Source organism: Salinivirga sp. (assembly GCF_055145285.1).
The window spans coordinates 1-19,512 of sequence record NZ_JBSRDC010000065.1 but is presented as its reverse complement, the minus strand read 5'-3'; the positions used below and the strand labels follow the sequence as shown (position 1 = coordinate 19,512).

16 protein-coding genes are annotated in these 19,512 nt (G+C 37.5%); 6 read left to right on the top strand and 10 right to left on the bottom strand.

Features of this window, described 5'->3' with window-relative positions:
- Positions 1 to 47: 47 nt before the first annotated feature.
- From ACTB0Y_RS14090 to ACTB0Y_RS14060, 7 genes are read right to left on the bottom strand one after another with little or no spacing between them, the layout of a single operon-like run.
- Positions 48 to 1,217 (bottom strand): hypothetical protein, encoded by a 1,170-nt coding sequence (locus ACTB0Y_RS14090; protein WP_463207475.1) that lies wholly within the window; start codon positions 1,215 to 1,217, stop codon positions 48 to 50.
- Positions 1,218 to 1,240: 23 nt separating this feature from the next.
- Positions 1,241 to 1,933 carry an ABC transporter ATP-binding protein gene (locus ACTB0Y_RS14085; protein ID WP_463207474.1) on the bottom strand — a complete coding sequence of 231 codons (693 nt, stop codon included), beginning with the start codon at positions 1,931 to 1,933 and terminating at the stop codon, positions 1,241 to 1,243.
- Positions 1,934 to 1,963: 30 nt separating this feature from the next.
- On the bottom strand, positions 1,964 to 3,187 hold the full coding sequence (locus ACTB0Y_RS14080; RefSeq protein WP_463207473.1) for an ABC transporter permease: 1,224 nt from the start codon (positions 3,185 to 3,187) through the stop codon (positions 1,964 to 1,966).
- 28 nt (positions 3,188 to 3,215) lie between these two features.
- Entirely contained in the window at positions 3,216 to 4,433 is a 1,218-nt protein-coding gene (locus ACTB0Y_RS14075; protein ID WP_463207472.1) for an ABC transporter permease, read from the bottom strand.
- 35 nt (positions 4,434 to 4,468) lie between these two features.
- Positions 4,469 to 5,011 carry an outer membrane lipoprotein-sorting protein gene (locus ACTB0Y_RS14070; protein WP_463207471.1) on the bottom strand — a complete coding sequence of 181 codons (543 nt, stop codon included), beginning with the start codon at positions 5,009 to 5,011 and terminating at the stop codon, positions 4,469 to 4,471.
- Positions 5,012 to 5,027: 16 nt separating this feature from the next.
- Complete coding sequence (locus tag ACTB0Y_RS14065) at positions 5,028 to 5,237, bottom strand: hypothetical protein (protein WP_463207470.1); 210 nt, start codon at positions 5,235 to 5,237, stop codon at positions 5,028 to 5,030.
- 17 nt (positions 5,238 to 5,254) lie between these two features.
- Positions 5,255 to 5,794 carry a TetR/AcrR family transcriptional regulator gene (locus tag ACTB0Y_RS14060; RefSeq protein WP_463207469.1) on the bottom strand — a complete coding sequence of 180 codons (540 nt, stop codon included), beginning with the start codon at positions 5,792 to 5,794 and terminating at the stop codon, positions 5,255 to 5,257.
- Positions 5,795 to 6,050: 256 nt separating this feature from the next.
- Here ACTB0Y_RS14060 and ACTB0Y_RS14055 point away from each other — a divergent pair, with 256 nt between their 5' ends.
- Entirely contained in the window at positions 6,051 to 7,730 is a 1,680-nt protein-coding gene (locus ACTB0Y_RS14055) for a T9SS type A sorting domain-containing protein (RefSeq protein WP_463207468.1), read from the top strand.
- Between the two features lie 5 nt (positions 7,731 to 7,735).
- Here ACTB0Y_RS14055 and ACTB0Y_RS14050 read toward each other — a convergent pair whose 3' ends face one another.
- Genes ACTB0Y_RS14050 through ACTB0Y_RS14040 form a run of 3 tightly spaced genes read right to left on the bottom strand, consistent with a single transcriptional unit; the run spans position 7,736 to position 12,874 of the window.
- On the bottom strand, positions 7,736 to 9,631 hold the full coding sequence (locus ACTB0Y_RS14050; RefSeq protein ID WP_463207467.1) for a Na+/H+ antiporter NhaC family protein: 1,896 nt from the start codon (positions 9,629 to 9,631) through the stop codon (positions 7,736 to 7,738).
- Between the two features lie 57 nt (positions 9,632 to 9,688).
- Positions 9,689 to 12,121, bottom strand: a complete 2,433-nt coding sequence (locus ACTB0Y_RS14045; RefSeq protein WP_463207466.1) for a GumC family protein — start codon at positions 12,119 to 12,121, stop codon at positions 9,689 to 9,691.
- A complete protein-coding gene (locus tag ACTB0Y_RS14040) occupies positions 12,122 to 12,874 on the bottom strand; it encodes a polysaccharide biosynthesis/export family protein (protein WP_463207465.1) in 753 nt (250 codons plus the stop codon).
- A 192-nt stretch (positions 12,875 to 13,066) separates the two neighbouring features.
- Between ACTB0Y_RS14040 and ACTB0Y_RS14035 the strand changes: the two genes are divergently transcribed.
- The 5 genes from ACTB0Y_RS14035 to ACTB0Y_RS14015 all read left to right on the top strand — a co-directional run bounded on the left by ACTB0Y_RS14035 (position 13,067) and on the right by ACTB0Y_RS14015 (position 19,130).
- Positions 13,067 to 15,676 (top strand): hypothetical protein, encoded by a 2,610-nt coding sequence (locus ACTB0Y_RS14035; protein ID WP_463207464.1) that lies wholly within the window; start codon positions 13,067 to 13,069, stop codon positions 15,674 to 15,676.
- 7 nt (positions 15,677 to 15,683) lie between these two features.
- The gene (locus tag ACTB0Y_RS14030; RefSeq protein WP_463207463.1) at positions 15,684 to 15,956 is read left to right on the top strand and encodes a hypothetical protein; all 273 of its coding nucleotides are present in this window, start codon (positions 15,684 to 15,686) and stop codon (positions 15,954 to 15,956) included.
- A gap of 164 nt (positions 15,957 to 16,120) precedes the next feature.
- Positions 16,121 to 16,918: a DUF4384 domain-containing protein gene (locus tag ACTB0Y_RS14025; protein ID WP_463207462.1), complete on the top strand. Its 798-nt coding sequence runs from the start codon at positions 16,121 to 16,123 to the stop codon at positions 16,916 to 16,918.
- A gap of 114 nt (positions 16,919 to 17,032) precedes the next feature.
- Positions 17,033 to 17,614: a hypothetical protein gene (locus ACTB0Y_RS14020; RefSeq protein ID WP_463207461.1), complete on the top strand. Its 582-nt coding sequence runs from the start codon at positions 17,033 to 17,035 to the stop codon at positions 17,612 to 17,614.
- Between the two features lie 208 nt (positions 17,615 to 17,822).
- Positions 17,823 to 19,130, top strand: a complete 1,308-nt coding sequence (locus ACTB0Y_RS14015) for a DUF2059 domain-containing protein (protein ID WP_463207460.1) — start codon at positions 17,823 to 17,825, stop codon at positions 19,128 to 19,130.
- The last annotated feature ends 382 nt before the right edge of the window (positions 19,131 to 19,512 follow it).

The window sequence follows — 19,512 nt, the reverse complement described above, 5'->3', positions numbered from 1 at the left end:
ATAAGATTTTAACTTTTTAGCTCAAACCATACAAAAATTAACAAAACTTAAAAGTTATATTTGAATCTTAAGTAAGCTATTTGGCCTATTTTACCAAATTCTGTCTGCTGCTGACCATAAAACAGTTGACCAATACCAGACAATTCAAAATTATCTGACATAGAGACACTTAATGATGGACTGACAAAGGCAGACATATCTTGTGGGTTTATAATTGTATTGATTCCTGCTTTAATAAGCGGGGTAATATTGTAAGATACCTGCCCAAATAAATTGACTTTGCCCCGGCTAAGTGTTTTAGGTGATAAATTTTTAGAAGAAAACATGCCTATTCCGCCGGCATTGCCAGATTTCCCATTACTATTTAGCAGTATACCTCCGTGTAAATAAAGTGTATTAGAAAATGTGTAGTCGGCTGAGAATGAAGCTACTATTATGGAAGAAGTATCAGCAATACTTTTACGTGGCCGGAACCATGTTAACTCGCCACGAAAAGCAGCTCCAGCTATATGACCGGAATATCCAAATCCGGCAAGATAATCTTCGCCCATAAATCCGCCCAAAAACTGGAAATCGTATCCCCATTTATTAAACCGGTATAATCCGGCCATCGCCATCTCCTCAATACTATCGCCAGCCTGATAAACCAATTCGGCACTACTTGTTAATGTTGCATAATATTTAATGCGGGCTGCATCGGTTCCTGGACGTTCCTCATACTCAAAGTCGAAATAGGAGAAGGTATTGAACACATCGTTCGGGTTCCAAACCAGGTTTATGCCCCAATTAATACGTTGGCGACCTAATGTAAGCTCCCACTTATCTTTTACAAACTGTATATTAAACCTGTCTATCTCTGAGATACCAACGGCAGATTCATTCTCGAACCAAACCCAGTCTAAATCAGCAAAATAATCTTGATTAAGTGCATATTTAGTGTAATCCGGGAATAGCTTTACAAAATCGCCATAAATGAACCGGTTTCTTGCCTGCACATCCAGAGTTAACCAATTTGTTGGATAGTACGTAAATTTTAAGCGATTATGTATAGCATTGTCGCTCAACCAGCTTTCTTGCATAGCTTCGGGGACAAAAACTGTTTGCACATCTTTTACATATCCTGAAATTTCGTATGGTGGTAAACTATAATTGTCTTGTGCCTGCAAGTGCACTCCACTTATTAAAAAAGCCAGTAAGACAAAATATTTTGCATTCATAAAAAATGATATTCAATGTTTTATTAGCCTTGTTTTTTTACCTCATCGTTAATCACTTTCCCATCTTCTACAGTAATAACCCTATGGGCTTTTTTGACCACACGTGCATCGTGTGTCGAGAATATGAAGGTTATGTTTTCTTCTTTGTTCAGCCGTTCCATAATATCCAACAAGTTCTCGGTCGATTTAGAATCAAGGTTTGCAGTTGGTTCATCAGCAAGAATAAATTTGGGTTTAGGAGCAAGTGCTCTGGCAACTGCTACCCGCTGCTGCTGACCACCCGATAATTTATTGGGCCTGTTATTTGCTCGATCGCCCAACCCCACAGCTTCCAATAACTCGCGAGCTCTTTTTTCACGTTCTTTGGGCGAACGACCTTGCAGCTCCATTATAAACTCAATATTTTCTCGTGCAGTTAGCACCGGAATAAGGTTATAGGCCTGAAAAACGAATCCAATATTCATTAACCTGAAATTGATAAGTTTTGAACCTTTAAGGTCATTAACCCTCATGCCATCAATAGTAATTTCTCCCTCGGTTATACTATCGAGACCGCCAAGCATATTAAGTAAAGTTGTTTTACCAGACCCGGACGGTCCAACAATTGCCGCAAATTCACCTTTTTCGAATTCGAGGTTTATTCCATTAACGGCATGAACAGGGACTTCGCTATCGTTGTATATTTTCTTTACGTTTTTAAGATCTATGATTGCCATTTTATTAGATTTTTAAGGTTAATAAAGGTTTTACATATCTGTCCTGACAGCCTCAGCAGGATTCAGTTTTAGTGCTTTACGAGCGGGAAACAGTGAGGCTACCACTCCTGTAAAAAGCACCATTAGGGTAATATTTATGGCCATTGCAAAATCAATATCAGGAAAAATAACAGGGTCGTAACCATAATTACGTAATCCCTCGCCATAAAGACCGGTAAGATCAATACCACTCACCGAGGTTAACTTTGCAATGCCATAACCAATGCCTATTCCAATAATTCCCGCAAAACCTGACAAGTAAACACTCTCAAGCAAGATCATTGTAAATACACGCAACTTATTCATTCCAACGCTCATCAGCATTCCGATTTCTTTAGTACGTTCAAGCACAACCATGAGCATGGTATTGATAATACTAAACAGAAGTGCCAATAAGATTATACCAATAAAAATATAGGTCATAAGCTCCATACTTTTAGTTAGCACTTTCATTTCGGGAGATAGATCTGTCCACGATTGTATATCTAAGTTCGGAAAAGCACTGGCAAATTCAGCCTTTGTAGATTCAACAAGCTCGCTTTGCTTCATTAGGATGGCTATTTCATGGCAGGCATCCCCGGGCATTTCCAATGCTTTAGACAAATCGTCGTACCTTACAAAAGCATGGGTTTCGTCGTATGTAGAATTTACCGTTTCAAATATTCCTGCTACTTTAAAACCCTCGTATACCAAGGTATCATCGAGCGCCTGAAAAGTAAGTACAACTTTTGAGTTCACCTTAACTTTGAGTTTTTCTGCAAGTTTTTTTCCGATGACAATGCGCTTCGACTTTCCATCCTCGAAATAATCTCCGGAAATAATCTGTTCGTGCAAATTTGTAACCTGTTTTTCTTTTTTAGGATTAATCCCACTTAATTGCACTCCCGACCCGGTTTCTGCTGAACTTACCATGCTATTGATAATTATTCGCTCTGAATGAGCATCAATACCGGAGGTAGTATCAATTGCTGAAATCTTCTGATCCATATGTTCCATGTATTTATCAGCTTCCTTAAGCTTAAGAAAGTCAGGATGGTGAAATTGTATATGTGACAACTCTGTATTGATGACATTTTGCACCCTTTGTTCCATCATACCGCGCATAAGGGCTGATGCAAAAGTACCGGCAAAAATGCCTATGATAATAGCGATCATAATAATGAGACTCCTGGTACGGTTTCTCCAAATATTTCGCCATGCTATAAACCAAATCATTTTTTTGAATTTAAAGGTTTTACATTTTTTATCCGCGAATGGCTTCAATTGTATTAAGACTTCGAACTAAACTATAAGGGTAAATAGATATACCAAAAGTTATGAAAAATACAATAAGCACTTGATTAACAAATACACTTGGAGCCATTTTAAAATATAGCAGCGGTTCCATGCCAAATTGTTCGTATGCGGCGGCATATTCTCCTGTAATGGGTATTGGGTTTGCGCTAAACCATGCTACGAGGGGAACACTAAACACAAAGCCTGCTAGTACTCCTATTAAACCAATCATCATGGTTTCATACCATATTATTTTGCTTAAGCGATATTTCTGCATACCAACCGCTACCATAACACCCATTTCTCTTCGTCTTTCGGCCATCATCATCATTATGGTACCAAGAATTCCAAACCCAATAACGAGATAAAGAATGGCTTTCATGAGCACACCACTAGCTTTATCAGAGTTTATAAACTGTACGAGTTCGGGAGACAACTCTTTCCATGACAGATAATTAAAGCGATTGCTAAAAACCTCTTGCAATTCTGATTCAATCTTGGGCACATTTTCATAGTCATCTGCCAGTAAAGCAATTTCTGTCATTTTCCCAAATGCATAAAAGAATTGGCGTGTAGTCTGCAAATCCAAATATACCCCCATACTATTAAGCTCGGGTGTAGGAAACTCGAGTATTCCACGCACCGGATAAAGCCCTGCAGCACTTGCCCCATGGTATCCCTGACTCATAAGAATAATAGTGTCTCCAATATTGGCTTCGAGGTGTGTTGCAAGATTTTTAGCAATAAGCAAACCCTGATCATTTTTGCTTAAATAATTTCCTTCTACAACCCACTTTTTCAGCTCAGTGAGGTTGTTCTCTTTAACTGGATTAATGCCGATAAGCATTCCGCCCCGGGTTTTATCGCCATTAGAAATCAGTGTGTAACTTTTTAGCCTGGGCACAGCAGCCACAACATGCTTTAGGCTCAAAACCGAATCGAGCAAGCCCTCGGTTTGTTCCATGGTATTGTTTATACTTTTATGTTCATTATATTCTGTATGTTGTATTTGCACATGACCGGAATAATTTTTCACAACATTATCAATCATACTACCGTAAATACCTTCCTGCATTGACCCCATCATGGTGCTTAAAACAACTCCGAAGAATATAGACATTACCGTAATTAATGTACGACGTCTATTCCGCCACAAATTGCGCCATGCCATCTTTAGATCTTTCATAGTTTTAAGGTTTTATCCTGCGAGAACAGGTTGGGTTATCTAATTCTTTTCATATTCTGTTGGGAGAAAAACTGATCGCTCAGGTTAATATTGAAATCTATTTGATTAATATACACAATGGTCCTTTTGTCCGGTTCATCGGCCGGCTGCACTATTGTTTTAGTTGGAATCTCCCGGTTATCCATTTCCTTAACTTCCGAATTCAAATGGCTCTTTACAAGTTCGCCATCTTCATTAAAATATCTGATTTTAAGTGGGAAATATTTCTTTTTGGCAATATGGCTGACTATTTTTCCCCAAACTACTGCTGCATCTTCCTTGGGCGTCATTTCTATGACCCAGCACTCATAACCTTGATATTTTTCCACATTTTTTACAGAATGTTTATAATCTTTAACAATACTGGATTCTTTAAGAATATCATCGTTTGTATAATCAGATCCCATCCATCCCTGCGACAACATGGAAGGAGGAAGTTTAATAAGCCGGTTAATTTTGGGATTCCAGGTCCACATTTCGTTACCACGCTTTAAAAAACTTTGACCTTTTTCTGCAGCAGGAGATTTTATATAGGTCATAGCGAGATCGCGATCTTTACCCCACCCAGCTTTTAAAAACAATGGTACGTTCCCATGAGGGTCTTACTATTTTCATAGTCATGGTACTTACATATGAATTACCTTGCATAAGCTGGTCAGATTTTCGAACAATTTCTGTTGCATGATTCTGCTGCCCGTATATTGGGTTTAAAATCGTGAGCAGCATAATCGTTGTAACGGTGCGAGAAAATAATTTAGATATCATAAGAATGGTTTTAAGGGTTAAACAAAGTCTTTGATTATTTTCTGAATCACAGTTTTTACAGGAAAACCTTCAGGGTCTAGTAAATAATGCATACCGACGCCATCCATAGTGGCTACAAAATACCGCATTTGCGCTTCCGGGTTATCACATCCTTTTTCAGCAAAATATTTTGTGAGTTCGTCCATCATGGGTCCAATAATTTCATATGTTCTGTCCTTCACAATTTCATGAATTCCTGGCTGCATTATTACGCTAAAAAACAAAATCCAATACTCACGTTCCCTTTGCATTTTATAAAAAATGTCGTGTAAATAATAAATCAATTCATCACGGGTAAGCACACCATCCCTGTTAGGATCAAAATTTTCTGTAAGTTTTTCAGCGCCAATATCGAAAATATGCTTAAACAACTCATCTTTACTTGTAAAATAGTTATACATCAAGCCTTTCGACACGCCAGCGGCTTCAGCTATCTTGCTAATGGAGGTGTTGTGAAAACCCTGTTCTGCAAACAACTGAATGGCTGTATCAATAATTTTTTCCTTTTTTGTTTTCATTATAATTCACTTTGACTGAACGGTCGGTCAAATATAAATCAATTATCTAAATTGACCAAACGTTCAATGTTTTTTTTGGAAAAATTTTAAAATTACTTTTCTAAATGCTATTAATCAACATATTAAATTTTTCTGAAATATATATTTTTACGACATTGTTGGTTGACTAATCGGTCATACAATTTTATATGCCATGATAAAAGGTTAAAACCTCATATTAAAAAAAAATTGTAAATTGACTTTCAAAATTCAAACTATGCTTCATCTATTACATTATAAACTAACTTTTTTACTCTTGTTAGGTCCCCTGAGCCAGGGTATTGCACAATTTGGGTACTATAATACCACACCTGACTCTCAATTTTCAGAAGCAAATAAATATGGAACCGGTTTAGGCATTGCCGACATGAACAATGATGGCTGGAAAGATATTGTGGTAGCAAACGGGAATGACATGCTCAGAGATAGAGTGCAAATATATTACAATCAGGGTGATGGAACATTTTTAACCAGTCCCGGCTGGCAATCGGAAGATATCGACTACCATGGACATCTTTCTATTGGTGATTTGGATAAAAACGGATGGAACGACATTGTGGTAAGTGTTTATCTTGGAGAATCCGGTTTTGGTTCACCGGGCAAATTAAAAATTTATTACAACAGTGAAGCTGGGATGGAAAATTTGCCCGCTTACATTTCTGAATCTTTTTACACCTTCAGTTGTGCATTGGGAGATGCTGATAACGACGGAGATCTTGATATTGCAGCTACTGGAGGAGAATCATATCATAGCATTAATGATCAGGGCCGGATATTCATCAATAATAACGGTTCTTTTACTGATTCCGCCAACTGGAAAACGAACGACATGGCTTGTAGTTATGATGTGGATTTTGCGGACTTTAATCAAGATGGTTATGCAGATATTGTTTTTGGCAACAATGGCTTCAAAAGTAGAATTTACCTCTCAGACAGTTCTTCTGGGATAGTGGCAAATGAACATAGCTGGGAAAATGCAGAAGAAACTTTACTTGTAAACTCTCTTGACATTGGTTTCATAGACACGAATGAGTTCCCGGATATAGTGTTTAGCAACAATAACCAGGAAGGTGGCGATGGTAAAATGAAAACTTACCTGTTTGAAAACGAGGTTTTACCTCCTACAACTTCTGCAGCCTGGGAATCTGATGTTTGGAATTATCAATCGGGTATTTATTTGTACGATATTAATAAAGATGATAAACTTGACTTGATTACCGGGGGATGGTGGGAACCTATAAAAATAGTTTATGGAATATCCGGAGGTTTCAGCAACACAGTTGAATTTATATCGGAAAGTGAATCGGTAGTAGAAGCCATAATGTTTTCTGATCTTGGCAAGGAACGAACTGTTGTTATTGTTGATACAATCTTAGTAACACAGGATTCTGCTTCGATGTTTTATACAAGTAAGAAACCCTTTGAAACTTTAGTATCGATTCAGCATAACGCCACGCTGCTGGACGACGGAGATTATTGCTTTGTACCCGGCAAAAACTGGATAAGTACCAGGGAAAACGTAATTTCAGGTGATACTTTAATTCTAAAATACACGTACAGCCCCTACCCCGACATGGTGGTTAGCAACTGGGATGTTCAAAATTACATTTTTTATAATCAGATGGATGACACTGTAAACATACAGTCACCGGCAGAAAAAACAGAAATTAGTATTTATCCCAATCCAGCCAGTTATTTTACAAAGATTCAAATACCTAAATCGGAGCATTCTGCAATGGTGGAGATAATTGACTATAGTGGTAAAAAAGTTAAAGCATGGCCTAATCTTTCTCAGGGCACGCATAAGCTAAGTTTATTAAATTTACCTGCAGGGATTTATCTAATTACAGTTTACGCTTCAAACAACACGTACAGTAAAAAAATAGTTATAAAATAAAGTACCTATTGAACTTTTTTACCAAAAAACTTCAGGATAAAAAATAAAATTACAATAGCCACCGGATATGTTACCCAGAGTGGCACATTCCATATTAGGGGAATTAAGCCGATAAACAACGCAACGCCACCAACAATTAGTGCATATGGCATTTGGGTTCTTACATGGTCGATATGATCACAATCACTTGCCAGTGAACTCAGAATAGTAGTATCACTAATGGGGCTGCAGTGATCGCCCATAACCGCCCCGGCAAGTATTCCAGAAACCATTTGGGCCAACAAAAGATTGATATCCTGAATGGGCATCCCTGCCATTTCTCCTATTTTCCAGGTTACCGGCATCAACAAAGGGTACAAAATAGCCATAGTACCCCAGGAGGAACCAGTAGAAAAGGCTACCAAAGCACCAAGAATAAATGTTATTGCTGGCAGCAAACCGGGAAGCGATTTTAACGACGAAAGCATACCGGCTAAAAACTGTGCCGTATGCAATTCCTGCGTAATTGAAGCCAGCGACCATGCCAGTATCAGAATCACAATGGCACTCAACATAGAACGAAACCCATCTATTATTGCATCAGAAGACTGACGTAAAGTGAGTAGTTTTTGTGTGACACTCATGATAAACGCAACCAATACTGCCAGCATTGACGACCAAAGTAAGGCCTTGAATGCATCAGAATCACCAATTGTAACGCTCAATTTTCGGATAAACGATAAATCCCCATTATTCCATAAGACTGAATCATAGCCTGTTATAATTAACCCGGCAAATGTACCAAACACAATAATACCAACCGGGATAATGGCGTTGAGCCAATGAGATGCTTGAGGGTCTTTATCGGCAGATTCGTTTATTCCCTCCTCATTTACGTCCATTTTTTTGGCCTTTACTTCTGCTGTATACATTGGGCCAAAGTCACGGCGTTGATATATCATAAATAAAATAAAGATCAATGCAAGGAAAGGATAAAAACGGTACGGCAAGGATTGTAAAAACAGTTGGTAAGGGCTGATATCTGTGCTCAATTGGTTTAAGCCTTCCTGAATGTAACTTAGCTCTACACCTATCCAGGTGGTTACAAAAGCCAGGCATGCTACAGGCGCTGCAGTAGAGTCTACGATATAAGCGAGTTTTTCACGAGAAATTTTAAGTCGGTCGGTAATTGGTCTAACTGTGTTGCCAACAACTAAAGTATTAGCATAATCATCGAAAAAAATCAATATTCCCATGAGCCATGTAAAGAACATTCCTTTGCGCTGTGTACTAACCTTGCGGGCCAGGCGTTGAACCAGCCCATGCATTCCACCATTATTTCTGATAATTTGCACCACTGCCCCTATCATGAGTGAAAAAACAATGACCGATGCATGTCCTGTATTTGCGATAGTATGAATTACCCGATTATCAATAATATCAAAAAAACCCGTTATAAATGCAGTTGCGAAGTGACTATCGCCGGAATACCATGCTATTGCAACTGTTCCGCTTAACAATCCAATTAGTAAAGCAGTTAGTACTTCCTTAAAAAGCATGGCAAACAAAATTGCAATTAATGGGGGTAATATGGAATACCACAAAGGCATTACCCGCAGGTGTTTTCTGTAGGTTTCACCTTTAATTTTTATCTCATAAGTTCCTGTTTGAGAAAATGATACATCATAAGTACCATTACTTCCAACAACTTGTTGCCATTCTCCTGATGGATATTTTATCTGTAGTGAATCATTGGTAGCTCCAGATACAATTTTAATGCTTGAAGGGATATCCTGTATGATAAAACCCGGCCACTCAATCTTAACTTTTTCTTTATTGGTTACGTTATTTAACTCACACTGAGCAAAAACCCCATTTGACAGAAATAACAATCCAAAGATTAAAAAAAATAACCGGGCCATTATTGAATTAAATTTCACAAGAATTGACTTAATGCAATCTAATAAAAAATATTAAAACTAGTGTTTTATATTTAATAGCATAAGCAGTTTATCTTTCAAACTAATTTTACCATTGTCATCATCTTCATGATAATCTTCTCCGTAACCGTAGCCATAACCGTAGCCGTACCCATATCCATATCCATATCCATAACCGTAACCGTAAGTACCATAGTAGCCTTTTAATTTTACATCGTTTACCAGAATACTCATGTTCTGGAGTCGATTGTTTTTGTACAGGTCATTTATAAGTTCCAGCGCATTTTTAGTAGAATAATTCTGTCGTATAACAAATATATTGGCATCGGCATATTTGGCCAAAACAATGGCATCGCTCACCATGGCTACTGGTGGTGTATCAAAAACAATAAAATCGTACCTTTTCCTAATTACTTTAATAAAATGTTGGAAGCGATCTGTCTCCAGAAGCTTTGCAGGATTCACAGGTGTTGGACCCGATGGTACAATTGTGAGATTTTCAGTAGAGGTTTCCATCAAAATATCATCGATTTCATGCTTTCCAATCAGATAGGTAGAAAGCCCGATGGTGTTATCGATATCAAATTCATAGTGAATTTTAGGTTTACGCAAATCCAAACCAACAAGAAGTGTTTTTTTATTGGTCATCGCCATAATTGCAGCCAGGTTGATAGATGAAAAAGTTTTGCCCTCGCCGCTCATGGCAGAAGTGATATTTATGAGTTTACTTTTTTCATCGAGCAACAAATATTGCAAATTGGTTTTCACAGAGCGAAATGACTCTGCCAGTGAGGATTTAGGCTTATCCTTAACAACAAACTCAGAAGCTAAAACATTGTGCCCCACTACACCCAAAACAGGCACATTGGTATTATCTTCAATATCCTTTTTATCAACGATCTTATTATTGAAGAAATCCTTTATCAAAATAATAACCAATGGGATCAAAAAACCAATGATCAAGCCCAGAATATAATTCATCTTATATTTGGGGCTGATCAGATAGACCCCACTACCCCGGGCTTTATCCAGTATTTTAGAATCGCTTATATTCGAAGCCTTTTTAATACCGGCCTCCGCTCTTTTCTCCAGGAGATAAGTATAGATGTTATCGTTTAGATTAAATTTGCGTTGTATATTTAATAAGCGGCGCTCATTTACCGGAAGCTTTTTAATTTCCTCATTCAATTCACTCATACGCTCATTCAAATCGCTGATCACCATATCATTCTTTTTCAAAAGGTTTGATACATTCTCAACCAGAGCTTGCTGGGTGCTTTGAATTTGGGCGTTGATAAGGCTTAGTTTTGGATTTGTCTTTTTGGTAGCAAATTTCAATGACTGTTTTTCCTGATATAACCTGTTAATTTGCTGCACAAGTCCCGCTAACACCTGGTCATTTACTCCAACCAGTGCAGGTACCAACAATTCTGAATCGATTGTGGGTTTTTCAATATATTGTTTCAGGTATTTGTAATACTTCCGGTGAACTATCTCTTGTGCTTTTTGGGTTTGTAGCTGATCTATTTTTTCAAACAATGCCTGGCCTTGTTGCTCAATATCTATTATTTCATTGGCTAAGCGAAAATTTTGCAACTGTTGTTCAGCCCTTTTAAGTGAATCTACAATGCCAGAAAGCTGTTCATCGATAAACTCAATTGTATTTTCAGCTATTATATTCTTCTCTTCCAGGCCCGACCGAATATAAACCTCTGCAAGCTTATTCAAATAGTCAATTTCCTTTTGTGGAACCGGTCCCGCAGTTGATAACCTTAAAACACTACCCTCCTCGGTCGTTTGCTCCACAGAGAGCTTTCCCCTGTATCTGTTGGTTAGCCCTTCTATAGAATTGACATAAAAATAATACTGATCATGGCTTGGGTTTTTAATAGCATGAGTGTCTCGGATCATTATTCTGAAACGAAAAGCTTCACTTTCATAAATCTCTCCATATTTCATGTCTTTCTCAACATCATGCGCTTCAATCTCGAGATGATACCCATTTGTACCGTTAGGTGTAATAGATATAGGTGTATAAGTAAGCTGACTATGTGAAGTATCGAGTTCTACATAAAACTCATTTAAAAAATAACGGGGACGCTCTCGGATTCGCCCCTGACCAAAATAACTAATTTGAAAATCGAGTGCTTCAACAGTACGTTTCGTTAAATTATACGACTTTAAAATCGCTATTTCAGTTTCTATTTTTTTCCCTTGTTGAAACAAATCAAACCCCTCAATGAGGTTTTTACCACCACTGTAATACCCTCTACCATCGTCATCTTGGACAATAATGGTCATGCTTACCCGATAAATAGGATCGGAGTATCTATTGATGATATAAGCGCTTCCCAGACCTATTAAAATTGCAGAAGTAAACCAGAACCAGTTTCGTATAATGAGCCAAAGATATTTTTTAATATCAATGGTCTCCTCTTTTAGGGTAACATTATGTGTTTGTGTATCTTGCATTTATCTGAAATAATTTAAGATCAACAAAAAAGTAGTTAGGGTTGTAAGCGATAAAGAAATAATGGGAATATTATCTCTGAATGCCTTTGCTCTCAAAGGTCTTACATATATAATATCGTTGGGATAAATATGATAAGCCGGACTACTTAGCGCTTCGTACTGTGTTAGGTCAATGGTCATTTTTAGTTTGCTCCTTTCGTGCTGTCGGTATACTTCTACCTGTGTTCGGTCACCCATTGGGTTAATATCGCCGGCCATACCAAGCACCTCAAAAATATTGGATTGATGCCTGTAAACATTCACAATACCGGGTCGTGATATTTCTCCGATTACATTTACCCGGTAACTCAGCAATTTTACCCTGACTGAGGCATCACTAATATAGGTATTAACACTATCGGTAATTGTCTGCCGTGCTTCAGCCATAGTTTGTTTTTCAAGATCAATAACGCCAATAACCGGCAATTCTATGTGGCTACTGTCATTGATCTGGAACCCATTTAAATACAGCGAAATATCGTTATAATTGGACCTGCCTTGCTCCGTTTCAAAATTAAACATGGCATTAATGGTGGGATCGGGAGAGTAAACCCTTACATGTAACAAATCACCGGGACTCAATTCATATTTATCAATAGCTGCCAAACGGGTGGAATCACTTGATGTTTCATCTTGTTGCAGGTAAACAAGTTTTTTATATTGTGTACATTGCGTAAACAATAACAGAACCAGGAGGATATATATGACTCGCATTCTCAAGTTATTTCTAATAAGTAGTACTAAAAGGCAAAGATGACAAATAAAATATTAGCATCAAAACCTTTAATCCTAATAAAAAGCCAATTAGTCAATTCATTTAAACATTTTGGCTCAATTTTCGTATATTTGTATAATGTAACCAAACTACAAGATATCATAAAATCAGACCATTAAACACATCAAGATATGCAAAAATTACTACCCCTGCAACTGACTTTTATTATTCTGTTTTTCGGAGCCTTAACAATTAAAGGGCAAACCATTACAGACATAAGCCAACACCGGAAAGAAGGCAAATTTGCTATAATAGAGTACACGCTTAACTCAAGCAGTATGGGTGAGTGTGGCGTTATTTGGTCAAGTAGTGGTAATCCTGACTTCACCAATAAAGTTTTTAACACATCACCTTCAAGCAGTGTATATCAGGACAGTGTTACAGGTTTAAGCACCAGTACAGAATATTTCTTCAGGGTATATGCTATTGAAACAGGAGTTGATACAACATACTCAGATGTACAATCATTTACAACACAACCATGGCCGCAGCCAACGCTTTCTACTCAAAGTGTAAGTGTCTCATCACAGGATAGTACTTCATTATCGTTTTCATGGAGCAACTCTATTGGGGTTACATTTTGGGTAATCAAAGGAGTTGAGGGCACAAGTCAACCTTCAATTGATAACATCATTGACATGCCAGGTAGTGAAGCAAAAGCTTATTATGAAACATTTGCCAATGCAACGGTTGAAAATTCTACTTCTAAACTATATGACACTCTTTCTTCGAACACAAATTATACTTTTGTGGTTTTACCGGCAAAAGCTGAGGATATAGACGGAATTAATTGTAACGTAAGACAAGACTACCCCGCTACCATTCAAGGAACAACCCTAAAAGGAAAACCCCGGACACATGCTTCTAATGTTAACTTTACAGATGTGACAGGAACCTCTGCAACCGTAAACTGGACTAGAGGAAATGGAGATAATTGTGTGGTATTTATGAATACAAGTGAACTAACAGAAAGAACTGATGGGACTACATACACTGCCGACAACACCTGGAATAATTCAGGTGAACAGTGTGTTTATAGCGGTACTGGAACCTCGGTCTCAGTAAGTGGATTAGATGAAACTAAGAACTATCACTTTACAGTTTTTGAATACAATAATAATGATCCTAAGTATTATGATAAAGTATACCCATCCATCAATTCCGGAATACTCTTAGGGAAGGCTACCTGGAACGGATCTGTCAGTTCAACATGGACTGATGATGCCAACTGGAGTACATCCAAAGCTCCTTACTCCGCGCAAGAAGTAATTATAGCTGATGCTGGTTCAAACAATGATGCACAGCTTAACTCTACGCAAAGCATTGGTTCAATGACAATAGCGTCTGGTGGCAACTTAACTATTGATAATAGTGGTGACCTGACAATAAGTGGTGACTTAACAATCGAATCTGATGGAACGGATCAGGGCGCTTTAATTATAAGTGGTACAGGCTCTGTTAGTGCAAGCAACGCCATTTACAACCGGCATATGAATGATGCCAATTGGCATCTGGTTGGGAATCCGACCAATGGTGCAGCTGTAGATCCATTTATTGGTTACATTACTGCTACCTGGAGTGAACCTGATGCGGCGTGGAATTCACTCAACTCTTCCAGTACACTAAGCCCTATGGAGGGCTACAGTGTTCAGTACGCAACTGCGGCAGACGGAACAATTGAATTCTCCGGTTCAAGTTTCAATAATGATAACCAAAGCATAGGTGTAACCAATAGCAACACAAGTGATACGGCTTACGGTTGGAACCTAATAGGCAACCCCTACCCGAGTCCTATTGACTGGAACTTATACACTCCGGAAACAGGAATAAGCGGTACCGTTTATCAATGGAATGGTTCTAACTATATACAATACAATACATCGACAAGTAGTGGTGATGCCAACGCCAACTATATACAGCCTTGTCAGGGTTTCTTTGTCTTTGCAGACGTTGCATCAGCAACCCTTACACTTTCCAATAGTTTAAGAATAAAGTCAGGTACCAGCTACTATAAAAAACCGGCAGTTGAAAAGAATCCAGACAAATCTGCTTTTACACTACATATTGATAACGGTATTGGACAGGACAATGCTTATATTGTCTTTTATCCGGGAGGAACAGCAAATTACGATAATTCGCTTGATGGACATAAATTATTTACCTCAAATGCCGATATTCCACAATTATACAGCATTACCAATGAGAATGACCAGCTGGCAATAAGTACACTTGATCCTGCCATTCTGGATGAAGAACCTGTTTATTACGAAATCCCTGTTGGGTTTAAAAACAACCAGCAAGGTTCCATCACACTCTCAATGAGTGAAGTTGATCAAATGCCAGACAGCATTGATATTTTGCTGGCCGACCATTATACATTTGATACTATAGATCTAAGAAGTTCAGATTACGAATTCGTCGATACAGACCTAAACCAGGTAAACGACCGGTTTTCAATCATTGTTACAAAAAATGCTTCTTCACAAACCGGGATACATAATCCAAAGCAAGAAGTGTTAGCTTATATTAATAACAATCAGCTAATTATTGAAACAACAACACCGATAAAAAATGGAAGGATTATTGTAAGTGATATGATGGGTAGAACCGTAATTAACAGAGAATTAACAACTAAAGAACGTTTTCAATTTCCCATTCCAGAAAAAACAGATATATTTGTCGTAAATATTTTTACCGATAAAACATTTTTGTACCGAAAAACGTTAGTTAGCAAGCAATAGAACAATTATGCGGAGATTAATTTACATACTTACTTTTATATTTCTTATTTCCTTTACTGGTAGTATTTTTGGACAAAATGATTCGCAGTTCAAGCGAAAGAAGGAAAGTACTTTTAAAAAAGATGGTTTTGGTAAGAATAACAGTTCAGGAACCAAAGCTGCGCCGCCACCTCCAGGAGGAGGCGGTGGAACTCCGGTTCCCATTTCGGGAGGTGCATTCCTGTTGGCAGGAGGATTATTAGTTTATTCCATATACAGAAACAGAAAAAAAGATGCTTAACCAAAGGCATCTTTTTTTTTGCCCTTCTTGTTTGTATGAATTAACTTTTGTCCGTCAAGAGCTCTACCTAAAAAATGTCCGTTTTTAATATTTCTCATAAAATACTTCAGATAGTCAGTAAAATTTGATTTTTATATTATTTTTATATGTAGATTTAGTGGTTTATGAAGAACGCATTATTAATATGCTTGATAATCTGCTCTACTTTTGATGCTGAAGCTCAAAAAAACAAAATTATTGAACTTGAGAACATTAAAGGTCAGGCAATTGGTGGGATAAACACAGCCCCGGCAGAAATTATTGAAAAAGCTATAAGTAACGCCAAACTCAATGCACTCTCCGAAGCAGGTATTCATGAACAAATTAATACTTACCAAAACCTGTACAAGAGCGAGACTTCAGAAGCATACGAAGAAATATTCATGTCTGATGTGTTTACAAATATTAGTGGTGTTGTGCAATCGGTAAAAGTGAAAGACACTTTAGCCCAATTCGAAGCCAAAAATTTTGCTTTAAAAATTACAGTTCTCACAGATGCCAAAGTCATTAAGTACGATAAAAAAGAAGACCGAACTTTTGATGCCTGGGTAGAAGGTTTAAACAGTTATTATACAAGTCCTTCCAGCATCACTTTCACAGTAAAACCTACAATGGACTGTTACGCCCGCATATTTCTCATAGCCAGGGAGCAGGAATCTTATCAGTTATATCCTAACCAATATGAGAAGAGCCAATTACTCCAGGCTTATTCCATGCAAAATTTCCCAACAGTAACATACATTGATTATGAGGTTTCAACTAAACTTAAAGAAGAACCACATCGTATCATCATAGTACTCTTAAAAGAACCAATTCCTTTTACCGGAAAAGTGGCCTATAAACCGATTTTGGATTGGATATTCAGTATTTCACCAGAAAAACGCATTGTAAAGAGCTTTGGAACAACCATTGTAAAAAACTAACAAACAGGACTTTAAAAAATTTAATATATCATTAACACAGCTATTCACCAAAATATTTTGTCTAAAAAGAATATATTTATCAAATTTACCAAGTAATCATTAAATTTTTCAGTTATGAAAATGAAATTGACAGGACTATTATCAGTTACAATGATGTTCGCCGTAGTTACATTTATGAGCTGCGGAGGCCCCAAGGAAACAGCAAAAACAGATTCAGGATTCCAGGAAGTCGACATACCCTGCAAGGAAAAAGGGTACTCTGATTCGGAATATTTCCGTGCTACAGGCAATGGAGATAGCCGCAATTTGGCTACTTCCAAAGACAAAGCAATGATGAATGCAAAAACTCGTCTTGCCGGACTTATTAATTCTACAATTAAGTCTGTAACAGAACAGTATACTAACGAAATCGACGTTGGTGATGCTATGGAGTTTGAGCAAAGTTTTGAGCAAATGGCTCGCGACGTTGTAAAACAAGAACTCGTTGAAGTTGCTGTTACCTGCGAAAAAACAGGTACGTTAGATAACGGAAATTACCGTACGTATCTTGCTATCCAGGTTAAAAAAGACCACATCTACAACGGAATTGATGAAAAAATCTCGAAAGACAAAAAACTTCAGTTGAAGTATGACCGCATGAAGTTTAAAGAGAAGTTTGACGACGAAATGGACAAACTCGAAAGAGAAAATCCATAATGAAACTGAACTATACAAAAAAAATCAGTATTCCGGTACGCCGAATACTGATTTTTTTGTATGCTACCGATATTAAATGGCATAAAATCTAACTTTTATACCTGCCATATACACAGTCACACCAATCTGTGTAAAAAATCAGTGAAGTATTTTTGTATCAAATATCGGTTTTTGTAAATTGTATGATTATTTACCAAAATTTAGTCGCATGAAAAAAATTACACATATCCTCCTATTCGCAATGCTATTATTTGCATTTGCCCCGGCCCAGGCCCAAAAAGGCAAAAAAGTTATAGAAAGTAGTGAGCGGAGAGCCCCTGATTGGGTCAATGGTCTTGAAAAAAATTATATCATCATTGTGGGCACGGGAGCAACACTCGAAGACGCCAAACAGGACGCAGTACTCAGAATAAAGGAAAAAATCATTCGGGCTGTGGCAGAAAATGTCCAATTCGAAAGCCAAATGAACCGGAAAGAAGAAATGTATAATAATATCAGCAATTATGCTGAAAATTACGAGTCTACAACAAAAACACAAGCAACAGAAGTTACATTTGTGAAAGGAATATCACTCAATAAAGCAGAAGAATTTTATTGGGAAAAAGTTAAAGATAAAAGCACGGATGAAGTGATAGCTCATTATCATGTGAAGTATCCTTTCTCATCCATAGAGCTTAAGAAATTGGTCATGGCTTTTGAAAAAATGGACCGCGAACTCACTGAGCAACTCAATGCCATTATTGCCGAAGTGCCCAATATGAATTCCGTTGAACGTATGGAGGGTGCCATAAAAGAGCTGCAACAATTACAAGATCGTTTTATTGGACCACGTAAAAACACGGCAGCTACAGGAATAAGCCGCATCATTACCAGATTAAAATCTATTACTATACACCCGGAAGTAAATCGTTTGGGGGAAATCGTTTACTCTTTGCGCGTTGGAGATCAAATTATTAAAGCTTCACAAAAGCCCAGAGTCCTGAATCCGAACAAATGTGCTACTATAAAAACCGTAGAGCCTACAAAAAGTGGTTGGAAAATAAAATACGACCCACAGTATTGCTATGAAGATCCCAATAACCTGATCCGTGTAATGCACAACATCAGGTATAACCGACTGCAACATGATTTTCATTTCAACATCAACGCTGAAAAGGTTGAAATTTACATGCACTCTGACATACTAATGAATGCAGAAACAATTGAAGATACTTTGGCAAAAGACATTACAATTACATTCAATATTGCATCAAAATATGAGAGTCCATTTACGATTGAAAGCATTGTGCTTAAATATGATAACCTGGCCCCCATTTCATTCAATAACATTAACCGGACCTTTAGCGGAAAAGGTGAACATGAACTTAAACTGGAGCTTGACAAACCACTGGAAATAGATAAATACAGCTCCAATAAAGAGTCTATGGTGAACGGAATGATTTATTACAAAGGAAAAAATTCCGGAGAAAGGGATACTTATAAGCTTTATAAACATAACATTACGACAAACTTTTAGATAAAAAGCAAATAAATGAACTAAAGCTACCTCAAAAATTGGGGTAGCTTTTTTTGTGGTACAACAATTTTCGATTGGTATTCTGATTGCTGTGAGTTATGCACTTCAGGAAGTACAAGATAATAATCTGGATAATAAAAAATGGCGGATAATGCTAAAGCCATGGCATCTGCGATATCATCACACCCAACGACCTTTCTGGTATAGGATTCAACAATTTTGTTGAAAACCGATTCTGTATCTGGCCATAAAGTTTTTAACCCAACTTGAAAACACAAACGCATAAATAACTTCCATTGAGTGCATTATGATTTTGTTTTTTACAATTGGGGGACTACTTTTGTTTTTCTAACATATGGGCGGTGTTTAAAATTATGGCTGT